Raw genomic sequence first — 11,468 nt, 5'->3', positions numbered from 1 at the left:
CGGATTTGTTTCCCACTATTGTCTCTTGTGGATCGTGAAGGAGTCGGAAAGAGTTCTGACTGCCGGGAAAACGAGCGTGCGACAAGTGCGCCCGTTTTCATCGGGGCCGGTAACTCACGAACCCTTCTAGCAGGAAGTGGGAACTGCACATGGGGCGTTCCTCGCGATCCGTTCGCGCCCTGGTCATGGCTGCGACCGGCAGTCTGGTGCTGGCCGGGATCACCCAGCCGGCGCAGGCTGCCGCGCCAGCCGCGCCGACGGCCGACACGACGCCGCAATCGGTGATCGTCGTCCTTTCCGACCAGTTGCCCAGCGCGCCGCCCACCAAGGCGGCCTCGGACACTCGCCGCGCGAAAGCCACCCAAGAACAGGACTCGGTGCTCGCCAAGCTCGCCGGCGCGACACCGGCCAAGGTCAAGCACTTCGCTCTCGGCAACGCTTTCTCCGCCACCGTCACGCCCGCGCAGGCCGCACAGCTCGCGCACGACCCGGCTGTCGCGCAGGTGCTGCCGGACAGCAAAGTGACGCTGCCGGACGCCAAACCGAGCGCACCGGCCGCCGCGCCGAAGGCAGGCGGACCGGCCGCCGCGCAGGCCCTGCCGAACGCGACCTGCCCGGCTGACCCGGCGAAACCGTTGCTGGAGCCCGAAGCGCTGACGTCGATCCGCGCGTACAGCACCACCGGCGGGAAGAGCGCGTCCGACCTGGCCAACGGAGCCGGCGTGAAGGTCGCGTTCCTCGCCGACAACATGGACCCGAACTACGCGGACTTCATCCGTCCCGACGGCAGCCATGTGTTCTCGGACTACCAGGACTTCTCCGGCGACGGTCCGAACACGACCGATGCCGGGGCGGAGGCCTTCGGCGACGCTTCGTCGATCGCCGCGCAGGGTGTCGTGGTGCACGACCTGTCGAAGTTCGTGAACGAGAAGCACCCGCTCCCGGCGGGCTGCAACATCGTCGTCAAGGGCGTCGCGCCGGGCGCGAGCCTGGTCGGCCTGAACGTTTTCGGCAAGACCGCGACGAACTCCGCGGTGCTGCAGGCGATCGATTACGCGGTGACCGTCGACCACGTCGACGTGATCAACGAGTCGCTCGGCCTCAACCAGTACCCGGATTCCAGCTCCCGCAACCTGTTCCAGGTCTTCAACGACCAGGCCGTGGCCGCGGGCGTCACGGTGACCGCCTCCAGCGGCGACGCGGGCACCACGTCCACGATCGGCAGCCCGGCCACCGACCCGCTGGTGATCTCCACCGGCGCGACGACCGACAACCGGCTGTACGCGCAGACCGGCTACGCGGCTTTCCCGTTCTCCAACGGGAAATGGGTGAGCGACAACATCTCCGCGCTGTCCTCGTCCGGCATCACGCAGAACGGCCGCACCATCGACCTCGTCGCGCCCGGCGAGGGCAACTGGGCCGACTGCTCCCCGGCGTACGCGGAATGCCACAACTTCAACACCGTCCCGCAGCCGACCGACCTCGAATCGTTCGGCGGCACCAGCGAATCCGCCCCGCTGACCGCGGGCGTCGCCGCGCTGGTGATCCAGAGCTACCGCAATGCGCACCACGGCGCGTCGCCGACGCCCGCGCAGGTGAAGCAGATCATCACCAGCACCGCGCGCGACCTCAACCTCCCGGCCGACGAGCAGGGCGCAGGCCTTCTCGACGCGCGCGCGGCGGTCGAAGCGGCGCTCACCGCTCCGGGCTCGACCGGAGCGCCGGCAGGCGTTTCGTCGAACATCTCGCTGTCGGCCGACCAGCTGACGCTGGAAGGCGCGCCGGGCAGCACGCAGCAGGCGTCGGTCAACGTCACCAACTCGGGCACGAAGCCGCTGACGGTCAGCACCGGCACGCGGACGTTCTCCCCGATGGGCACGCAGGCGCAGACCACGGCGTTCGACTCGACGAAGCTGCCGACGTTCCCGTATTTCAACGGCACGAACTGGGCGTACAAGAAGGTCACGTTCTCCGTGCCGAACGGCGCGCAGCGGCTGCTGGCGCGGATGGCGTGGCAGGGCAGCCCGAAGTCGGTCAACGGCCAGTCGGTCACCCCGGTGGTGCGGCTGACGCTGCTCGCACCGGACGGCACTTTCGTCGCCAACAGCCGTCCGCAGGGCGGGGCCGCGACGGCGAACTACGCCAACGTCGACGTCACGCGGCCGGTCGCGGGCACGTGGACCGCGGTGCTGTACTCGGCGTCCGGACCGGCCGGCTACACCGGTGACGTCCAGCTGGCGACCACCGCGCAGCGGGCCGTCCCGTACGGCCAGGTCTCGCCGCAGATCCTGGAGCTCAAGCCGGGCCAGACGAAGCCGGTGCACGTCTCGCTCCAGACTCCGAGCAGCGGCGGCGACGCGGATTACTCGATCACCTTCGGCAGCTCCGACGGCCACCAGACCTCCGTATCGGCCGTGCTGCGCGCGCTGATCCCGACGAAGAACGGCCCGGGAACCTTCAGCGGCACCATCACCGGCGGCAACGCCCGCGCGGTGTCGCCGGCGCAGACCTTCTCCTACGAGTTCGACGTGCCGCGCGGCAAGCGGGACCTCGATGTCGCGGTGAAGCTGCAGGATCCGGGCACGCTGCTCGACGGCGTCCTGGTCGACCCGAACGGCGAACTCGCCGACGTGAACAGCAACGCCTTCCTCACCTCGGCCACGACGCTGGGGCAGGGCACCGGATTGCAGCTCGTCGACGCCAACCCGCTGCCGGGCCGCTGGCACCTGGTGCTCGTCGTGCAGAACCCGGTGACCGGCAAGCAGATCGACCAGCCGTTCACCGGAACCGTCGGTTTCGACCAGGTCTCGGCCAGCGCGCCCGCGCTGCCGCAGTCCGCGTCGCTCGCCGCGGGCAAGGCCGTGACCGTGCCGGTGACGGTGCGCAACACCGGAGTCGAGCCGATCGCGATCGGCGTCGACGCGCGCACGAACACCCGGCAAACGCTGCAGCCGCAGCCGATCCAGGGTTCGACCGAGGTCAACCTGCCGGAGCTGAACACGGACGCGCCGGTGTACTCGATTCCGCCGGAGACGAGCAAGTTCACCGTCGCGACGTCCTCGACCGTGCCCGCGCAGGCGGAGATCCAGGGTTCGGCGGCGGGCATCGACGTGCTCGGGGACCTGAAGTCCGCGCAGAACGGCAGCACGGTGTCGGTCGCGACGATCGGCGAGAAGACCGGGTACGTCACCAAGGGCGTCTGGTTCGCCGACGTGCAGGAGATCGGCCCGTTCGGTCCGGACGGCGCGCCTGCCGGGCATTCGAGCTACACGGCGTCGATCCAGACGGCGGGCTTCGACGGCTCGGTGACGTCGTCGACCGGCGACCCGTACGGCCAGTCGGTGGACCCGAACGGCACCGGCGGCACGCCGCAGCTGGTGAAGCCGGGCGAGACCGCGACCGTCCTGGTGACGATCACGCCGTCGGGCAACCGCGGCGACAAGGTGGCCGGGCACTTGAACATCGTGACCGTGCCTTCGCTGCCGACCGGCGTGACCGGTCTGCCGCAGGTCGGAACCGGTGAGGTGCTGGCGACTCTGCCGTACAGCTACCGCATCGGCTGACGCACTGGAGTGAGGGCCGCTTCGGGAGAATCCGTTCTCCCGAAGCGGCCCTTATGCATTTACCAGTGCGCGAAGGTGTTCCGCGTGCGCACGGGTCATCGCCGCGCGGACGCGGGGAACGCAACCGGCGAGCGGCCCGTCGTCCGCCCAGGCGAGCACGAGAGTCGAATTCGTGGCCGCGCAATGCAGTGGCCGGTATGAGGTGTCCGGCATCGGTCTCGTCGGAGGAGCTGTCACGGTCAGGATTCCGGCACCGTGCCCGAGAGACAGCACCGCCCATTCGCTGTCGGCGTAGCAGAGCCGCGGATCAGCACCGGCGTCGGCGAAGGCCGCGAGCAGTGCGCGCGTCCGGGGCTGCACGGTCTGGTCGAGAAGGACGCAGCGCTGACCGGACAGCGCGGCCGGGGTGAGCGAGTCCGGAACGCCGAGCGGATGTCCGGGAGGAATCCCGACCACCAGCGGTTCCGTGGCCACCGAGACCCATTCGAGGGGTCGTTCCCGCACGGCGTCCTGATGCAGCAGTCCGAGGTCTAGTTCATCGCGAAGCAGCGCTTCGGCCAGCTCCGCGGCCGATTCGCCGGCCCGGATCGCCAGCCCGGCCCCAGGATTGCGCAGGCCCACCTCGCGAATCAGCCGCGGCAGCACGGGAGTCAGCACCGAACCGATCCGGATCTGCGCGGCGGGACGCTCCAGACCGGCGCGGGCGGCAGTCAGCATCCGGTCGAACTGCGGCACCACCGCCGAGGCGTGTTCGAGCAGGAGCTCGCCGGTTTCGGTGAACAGCTTCCCGTCCGGTTCCGCGGCCAGCAGCGCGGCGCCGATCATCCGTTCCAGCCGCCGGATCCGCAGCGTGAGCTTGGCCGGCGTGGTTCCCAGCGCGGCCGAGGCGGCGGCCACGCTGCCCGCCTCGGCGACCGCGACCAGCAGCTTCAGCTGCCGCAGCTCGAGGTCCGCGCCGGTGCGGATCAGCTGGTCCGGGCGGTCAGCCACGGCAGTTCCCCCGGAATCGCGCGCGGGCCGTCGAAGCCGCCCCTTTCGTCGTGATAGGCGTCGAGGATCAACCCGGCCAGAAGGACGACCCGTGCGGCGACCGGGCTGTCTTCCCGATACAGCAGGAAGTGGCTGGTCCGCGAGCGCAGGCCGGCGACCGGCCGGTGCACCACCCCCGGGGCGAGCGGACGCGAGGCCTGGACGAGCGTGACGTCGCCCTGGTAGCGGACGATCTCGTCGCGCGGGCCGGAGACCGGCACGTAGTGGGCGATCACCGGGGCGAACCCGTACGGCCCGCACACCCGGGCCAGGAACTCTCGGCAGCGGTCCGGCCCGGTCGAGGAGATCCACCGCTCGTGTTCCAGTTCGGCCAGGTCCACCTCGTGCCGGCCGGCGAGCGGATGCCAGTCCGGGAGCATCATCAGCAGCGGGTCCTCGGCGAGGTCGATCCGGCCGGTGTTCGCCGGAAGCGGCACCTCGCACTGTTCGGAGAGCACGGCGAGGTCGAGTTCGCCGCGGCCGAACCACCCGACCATCTCCGCGGTCGACTCGGCGGTCCGGATCTCCGCCCGGTCGCCGAGCCCGGCTGTCTCCAGCGCGCGGAGCAACGGGCCGGACAGCACGGTTTCCGACCAGCCGACCCGCAGCGCGCTGTCGCGCTGGGCGCGGTGCTGCGCGAGAGCGGGCCCGATCCGGGCGGTGCGCGCGAGGATCCCGTCCGCGTAGTCGAGGATCAGCTGCCCGAACGGCGTGGGCCGCACCCCGGCGCGGGCGCGTTCGAACAGCGCCCGGCCGAGCAGTTCCTCGATCCTGCGCAGTTCGCGGCTGAGGGCGGGCTGCGGCAGCACCAGTTCGGTGGCCGCGCGGTTGAGGCTGCCCGCTTTCGCGATCGCCTGGAGGTGGCGCAAATGCTTGAGTTCCAACTCCACGAAAGTCCACGATATGACTCCCGCCGGGACGAGTGCACCGGCGAAAGTGTGGCAATCGCCCGACCAAAGTAGGAAATCCTCTTTCCGAACTGCGGCCGTCGCCGTCCCGCGACGGCATAACCGGCAGGCATTACCCGCGCCGCCCGGGTCCCGGCACAGTGAACCGCACCAGTCCCGCCCCGCCGGGAGAAAACGCGGAATCGAGACGAGAAAAGGTGGAGGTTTCCCATGTTCGACGCGACTCCGCTGTCTTCCGGCTGTGCCCGCCTGTATCCGGACGTCCGGCACGCCTGTGTCGGGGTGAGCCCGTTCAACGGCTATTTCACCGCGGAACGGCTGACCCGGCTCGCCGCGTGGACCGCGGACCGCTTCGCCGAGTTCTGCTTTTTCGTCCCGGACGAGGTCACCGCCTACACGCTCGAAGCGCTCGGATACCCGCCGGCCAGGGCGAAACAGAAGGCGCACCGGCAGTCCTGCCACGTGCACAACAAGATCGCCGCCGCGCTGCGCGCGCTGGACGTGCCCGACCCGGAGAGCCGGATCCTCGGCATGGCCCGGCTGCGCGAACTGCCCGCCTATCGGCGGCTGCTGGCGTCGGCGGAAAACCTCTTCGAAACCGACGGCGCATTCCGTTCCGCCTGCTACGGCGCTTCCACCTGGGTGCTGCAGGGCCGGACCGGAAACGTGCCGGACGAGCGGGCGCTGCGGCTCGCGGTGCGCTACTTCCTCGCCGAACTCCCGTTGTTCGCCGGTTCCGGGCTGATCACCGGAAATCCGCGGTCGATGTTCGTCTACCACCAGCGGGTGCCGTTTCTCGAGAAGTTCTTCGACCGGGAATTCGCGTTCCGGCCCGAGCCGGGCCAGGGTTTCCTGGTCGTCGCCGAAGCCGCGCTGGAAGCGACGGGCCGATGAGCGATCGCCACGACGACTATTCGCTGACCCGCGTCCCGGACGCCGCCCGCCGGTCCTGGGCGTCGGTCGCGGTGCAGCGGTTCGGGCAGGTCTCCTCGTTCCAGCAGTTCATCGTCGGCGCGCTGCTGGGCTACGGCATGACGTTCTGGAACGCGGTGCTGGCCATCACGATCGGTTCGGTGCTGCTGGAGGTCATCACCGTGCTGCTCGGCATCGCCGGGGTGCGCGAGGGACTGTCCACCTCGGTGCTGGCCCGCTGGGCCGGGTTCGGCCGGAAGGGCTCCGCGCTGGTCGGCCTGCTGGTCGCGATCAGCCTCGCGGGCTGGTTCGGCGTGCAGAACGGGGTGTTCGCGCACGGGATGCGGGCGCTCGGCGGCGCGCTGCCGGAATGGGGCTGGGCGCTGGTCGGCGGAGCGGCGATCACCGTGATCACCGTCTACGGCTTCCGCCTGATGGCCTGGACCGCCTACCTGACCGTGCCCGCTTTCCTTGTGCTGGCAGGGTATTCGGTGCTGGACGCGCTGCACACGCACTCGCTGGCGGCGTTGATTTCCGCTCCCCCGCCGGGACCGCCGCTGTCGCTCGGCGCGGCGACCACCCTGGTGTCCGGGGCGTTCATCCTCGGCGCGCTGATGACCCCGGACATGACACGGTTCAACCGCACCCGCGGCGACGTGGTCAAGCAGACCGTGCTCAGCGTGACGCTCGGCGAGTACCTGATCGGGCTGATCGGCGTGCTGCTCGCGCACGCCGCCGCGACCTCGGACGTCGTCGGCATCGTCACCACCTCGTCGGGGCTGCTCGGCACCCTGGTGCTGGCCACCGCGATCCTCAAGATCAACGACTGGAACCTGTACTCCTCCTCGCTCGGCCTGGTCAACGTCGTGGACGTGCTGTTCGACCGGAAAGTCAGCCGCGTGCACGTGGTCCTGGTGCTCGGAGTGTTCGGCACGGCCGCGTCCGCGCTCGGGATCGCCGACAACTTCGCCGGGTTCCTGACCGCAGTCGGTGTGCTCGCCCCGCCGGTGGCCGGGGTGCTCATCGCGGAGTACTTCGTGCTTCGCCGGTGCCGTCCCGTTTTCGCCGCCCTGCGCCGCGGACAGGCGGTCGCCGGCCGCGACTGGGAACCGGCCGCGCTCGTCAGCTGGACGCTCGGGACCGCTTTCGCGCTCGTCTTCGACTTCGGGATTCCCACGATCAACTCGGTGGTCGTGGCGTTCGTCTGTCACCTCGCGGCGGGCCTGCTCGCCCGCCGCCGGAACCCGGGAGGAACCGGCATGCTTCCGCTGATCGGCCGCGAAGAGCTGAAAACCGCGATGGACGAGGGCGCGGTGATCGTCGTCGACACCATGCCGCCCGACTACTACGCCCGCGAACACCTTCCCGGCGCCCGCAACATCCCGGGCTTCCCCTACGAGCAGGCCGCGCGGTTCACCGACGAGCACGCCCCGCGGGTGGTCCCGGACAAAACCGCGGCGATCGTCGTCTACTGCGCCAACACCCCCTGCCGCAACAGCGAATTCGTCGGCGCCCGGCTGCTGGAACTCGGTTACGCCGACGTCCGCAAGTACCGCGAAGGAATCGAAGACTGGGTCGGGGCCGGCCATCCCACCGAAACCGGCCCCGCCCCCGAAGCCCCGGCGCGTCCGGCGCCGGTGCCGGTCAACCACCCCGAATAGAGGAGAGAACATGGGAACCAGAATCCGGATGTTCGCGGCCGTCACGGCGATCGCGGCGGGAGTCCTCGCCGGCGCCGCGGCGCCGGCGAACGCCGCCCCGGCCCCGGGGTCCTACGTTTCGCTGGCCCCGCAGGACGAGACCGTCATCGACGTGACCTCGGCCAACTACGACCAGGTGATGGAGATGTCCAAGACCAAGCCGGTGGTGCTGGACTTCTACGCCAGCTGGTGCGGCCCCTGTCAGAAGATGGCTCCCTACCTGGAGAAATACCACGCCGCCGACAACGGCAAGTGGATCTGGGCGAAGGTGGACCTGAGCGAGCAGGGCCAGAACAAGGAGATCGCCGACAAGTACGGCATCGAGTACATCCCGACGCTGATCGACATCTCCAGCGGCCAGGAGAAGGGCAGCCGGGTGGTCGGATTCGACGAGGGCAGCGGCCCGGACGACCTGCGCACCTGGCTGAACGGTCTCTGACATCGCCGGCCGCCGCCGGGACTCCCCGAGGTCCCGGCGGCGGCCTCCCGAAGGGATAACCATGAAACGCACCCCGAAAGCCGTCGTGCTGGCGGCGCTCCTCTTTGTCGCAGCCGGCGTGCTGCCGGCGGCGGCCTCTGCTTCGCCGGACGACACCGCGGTGTACATCGTGCGGCTCAAGCCGATGGACAAAGACAAGGACAAGGTCACCGCCGCCGCGAACGCGCTGATCGCCAAGTACGGCGGCACGCTGCGCCGGGTCTACTACTCGGTCTCGCAGGCGTTTTCCCTTGAGCTGACCCGGGAACAGCACGACAAGTACCTGACCGACCCCGCGGTCACCACGGTCGGGGACAACCAGGTCTACACCGCGGCCGGGACCCAGCAAGACCCGCCTTCGTGGGGACAGGACCGGATCGACCAGGCGGACCTCCCGCTCGACGGCAGCTACACCTACCCGAACACCGCGGAGAACGTGCACGTCTACGTCCTCGACACCGGGGTGCGCACCAGCCACCACGACTTCGGCGGCCGCGCGCACGCCGCGTACGACGCGGTCGATCCCGACGAGGACCAGAGCGGATCGGACTGCAACGGCCACGGCACCCAGGTCGCGGCCGCCATCGCGGGCCGCCGCTACGGAGTCGCGAAAGAGGCGTCGGTGGAGTCGGTGCGCACCCTCGGCTGCGACGGCACGGGCACGTCCGAGGAGATTCTGTCCGCTTTGGACTGGGTGAACCTCAACGCGCAGCGCCCGGCCCTGCTGAACCTCAGCTTCGCCGGTCCCAGCGGCACGGTCCTCGACATCCAGCTGTACAAGATGACCCAGAACGGCCTCGCCTACACCGTCGCCGCGGGCAACGGCTCCGGCGGCGCCGGAGTGAACGCCTGCGACGTCACGCCTGCCCGGCAGACCACCGGGATCACCGTGGGCGCCACCGATCAGGCCGACCACCGGGTGCCGTCGTCGAACTTCGGCAGCTGCGTGGACCTTTACGCGCCGGGAAAGGACATCCAGACGGCGGACAGCACCGGCGACTGCGCGTCCACCGCGGTTTCCGGGACGTCGATCACTTCGGCCGAAGCCGCCGGGGTGGCCGCGATGTTCCTGTCCGCGCACCCGGACGCCACGCCTGACCAGGTGCTCAAGGGCATGACCGACGCGGCCACGAAGGACAAGATCGTCGATCCCGGCGACGGCTCGCACAACCTGCTGCTGCACACCGCGTAACCGGCGCGGCCGGGCCGCCACCGCGCCGGGGGCGTTCCGGCCGCGCCGCACTCCGCGACAGCACGACCGACGGGGGCCGCCACAAGCACCACCCCCGCACAAACCGCGCGGCGAGACTGGACCGCCGCAACACCAAGGACATCACGGTCCGGCCACGCCGAACTCCGCAACAACACAATCGACGCGGACCGCCACAAGCACCACCTCGCACAAACCGCTATTGCACACCACGTAACCGGCGCGGCCGGGCCGCCACAACGCCGGGGCGTTATGGCCCGGCCGCACCGCCCTCCGCGCCCCGGAGACGGACCACGCAACCCGCTACCGCACACCACGCAACCCGCGCGCGGCCGGGCCGCCGCAACGCCAGGGCGTCACGGCCCGGCCGCACCGCACCCCCGGCGACGGGCCGCACAACCCGCTACCGCACACCGCGTAACTGGCGCGGCCGGGCCGCACCCCGGCGACGGATCACAAAACCCGCGCGGCCAGGCCGAGCCGCCACGACCCCGAGGACCTCGCCATGGACGTCACGGCACCGCCCGGCCGCACCGCCCTCCCCGTGCCCGCCCTGCTGGCACTGGCCGCCTCGGTGTTCCTCGGCTGCCTGACCGAGATCGTCCCGGCCGGGATCCTGCTCCCGGCCGCGGCCGACCTCGGGGTGTCCCCGGCCGCCGCGGGACAGCTGGTGACGGTGTACGCGATCACCACCGCGCTCACCGCGCTGCCGCTGACCGCGGCGTCGGCCCGGATGCCTCGCCGGAAGCTCCTGCTCCTGCTGGTCGCCGGATTCGTGGCGACCAACCTGGCGATCGCGCTGTCCCCGTGGTTCGCGCTGGTGCTCGCGGCGCGGGTGGCTTCCGGGGCGCTCACCGGGATTCTGTGGTCCCTCGTGGCGAACTACGCCATGCGGCTCGTGCCCGCGGAACGGTCCGGCCGCGCGCTCGCCGTCGCGATGGCGGGAACCCCGGTCGCTTTCGCTTTCGGCGTCCCGGCTGGCGCCGCCCTCGGCGAACTCGTCGGCTGGCGCTGGGTGTTCGCCGGAATGGCCCTCGTCGCGGTGCCGTTGCTGTGGTGGATCGTGGCGGTGGTTCCGCCGCTGTCCGGCGAGGAACCCGGTGCCCGGACGAGTCTCCGTGCGGTGCTGCGCACGCCGGGGCTGCGCCCGCTGCTGCTTCTGGTGATCGCTTTTTCCTTGGCGCACAACATGTTCTACACCTACCTCGGTCCGTTCTACGCCGGTCGCGGGCATCTCGCACTGTTGAGCGCGGGCCTGTTGTTGTTCGGAGCCGCCACGGTGGCCGGGCTGTGGCTGGTGGGGCTCGTCCTCGACCGGCATCCCCGAGCTGTGCTCACGTGCTGCGCCGCCGTCACCGCCTGCTGTTTCGGGATACTGGTCTTCGGCGGCCGTGAACCGGTGCTGCTGCTGGCCGCGTGTGCGTTGTGGGGCTTGGCTTTCGGCGGCGCGCCGACGTCGTTCCAAGCTGTCACCGCGGTCCTGGCCGGACGCCGCGCCGACATCGCGCAGTCCCTGACCATCGCCAGCTGGAACGGAGCCGTCGCCGGCGGCGCGCTGATCGGCGGCGTCCTGCTCGGCACGGCGCCCGGCGCACTGCCCTGGACAGCTATCGCGCTGATGGTCGTGCCGGTTTTCCTTTCCCGTTTCGTTCTCCGGGCACAGTGAAA

At 70.4% G+C, this 11,468-nt stretch carries 8 protein-coding genes; 6 read left to right on the top strand and 2 right to left on the bottom strand.

What is annotated here, in order from left to right:
• Positions 1–185: 185 nt before the first annotated feature.
• Positions 186–3,563, top strand: a complete 3,378-nt coding sequence (locus ACZ7OI_RS44900) for a S8 family peptidase (RefSeq protein WP_470270210.1) — start codon at positions 186–188, stop codon at positions 3,561–3,563.
• Positions 3,564–3,614: 51 nt separating this feature from the next.
• Here ACZ7OI_RS44900 and ACZ7OI_RS44895 read toward each other — a convergent pair whose 3' ends face one another.
• Both ACZ7OI_RS44895 and ACZ7OI_RS44890 read right to left on the bottom strand, forming a co-directional pair.
• Positions 3,615–4,553: a LysR family substrate-binding domain-containing protein gene (locus ACZ7OI_RS44895; protein WP_470270209.1), complete on the bottom strand. Its 939-nt coding sequence runs from the start codon at positions 4,551–4,553 to the stop codon at positions 3,615–3,617.
• The gene (locus ACZ7OI_RS44890; protein ID WP_470270208.1) at positions 4,529–5,482 is read right to left on the bottom strand and encodes a LysR family transcriptional regulator; all 954 of its coding nucleotides are present in this window, start codon (positions 5,480–5,482) and stop codon (positions 4,529–4,531) included. The genes ACZ7OI_RS44895 and ACZ7OI_RS44890 overlap by 25 nt, the downstream gene beginning before the upstream one ends.
• Positions 5,483–5,710: 228 nt before the next feature.
• Here ACZ7OI_RS44890 and ACZ7OI_RS44885 point away from each other — a divergent pair, with 228 nt between their 5' ends.
• The 5 genes from ACZ7OI_RS44885 (at position 5,711) to ACZ7OI_RS44865 (ending at position 11,466) form a co-directional block, all read left to right on the top strand.
• Positions 5,711–6,394, top strand: coding sequence for a tRNA-dependent cyclodipeptide synthase (locus tag ACZ7OI_RS44885; protein WP_470270207.1), 684 nt, complete (start codon positions 5,711–5,713; stop codon positions 6,392–6,394).
• A complete protein-coding gene (locus tag ACZ7OI_RS44880; protein WP_470270206.1) occupies positions 6,391–8,073 on the top strand; it encodes a cytosine permease in 1,683 nt (560 codons plus the stop codon). Before ACZ7OI_RS44885 ends, ACZ7OI_RS44880 begins: the two co-directional genes overlap by 4 nt.
• A gap of 10 nt (positions 8,074–8,083) precedes the next feature.
• Complete coding sequence (locus tag ACZ7OI_RS44875) at positions 8,084–8,551, top strand: thioredoxin family protein (RefSeq protein ID WP_470270205.1); 468 nt, start codon at positions 8,084–8,086, stop codon at positions 8,549–8,551.
• A 61-nt stretch (positions 8,552–8,612) separates the two neighbouring features.
• Complete coding sequence (locus ACZ7OI_RS44870) at positions 8,613–9,782, top strand: S8 family peptidase (protein ID WP_470270204.1); 1,170 nt, start codon at positions 8,613–8,615, stop codon at positions 9,780–9,782.
• Between the two features lie 523 nt (positions 9,783–10,305).
• Positions 10,306–11,466 carry an MFS transporter gene (locus ACZ7OI_RS44865; RefSeq protein WP_470270203.1) on the top strand — a complete coding sequence of 387 codons (1,161 nt, stop codon included), beginning with the start codon at positions 10,306–10,308 and terminating at the stop codon, positions 11,464–11,466.
• The last annotated feature ends 2 nt before the right edge of the window (positions 11,467–11,468 follow it).

This window comes from Amycolatopsis sp. NPDC114503, assembly GCF_055633655.1.
The sequence above is the reverse complement of the archived record's forward strand: the minus strand, read 5'-3'. Positions and strand labels throughout refer to the sequence as shown.

Coding starts and splice junctions, on each gene's coding strand:
- ACZ7OI_RS44900 (WP_470270210.1), top strand. CDS start 186: ATGGCTGCGACCGGCAGTCTGGTGCTGGCCGGGATCACCCAGCCGGCG.
- ACZ7OI_RS44885 (WP_470270207.1), top strand. CDS start 5,711: ATGTTCGACGCGACTCCGCTGTCTTCCGGCTGTGCCCGCCTGTATCCG.
- ACZ7OI_RS44880 (WP_470270206.1), top strand. CDS start 6,391: ATGAGCGATCGCCACGACGACTATTCGCTGACCCGCGTCCCGGACGCC.
- ACZ7OI_RS44875 (WP_470270205.1), top strand. CDS start 8,084: ATGGGAACCAGAATCCGGATGTTCGCGGCCGTCACGGCGATCGCGGCG.
- ACZ7OI_RS44870 (WP_470270204.1), top strand. CDS start 8,613: ATGAAACGCACCCCGAAAGCCGTCGTGCTGGCGGCGCTCCTCTTTGTC.
- ACZ7OI_RS44865 (WP_470270203.1), top strand. CDS start 10,306: ATGGACGTCACGGCACCGCCCGGCCGCACCGCCCTCCCCGTGCCCGCC.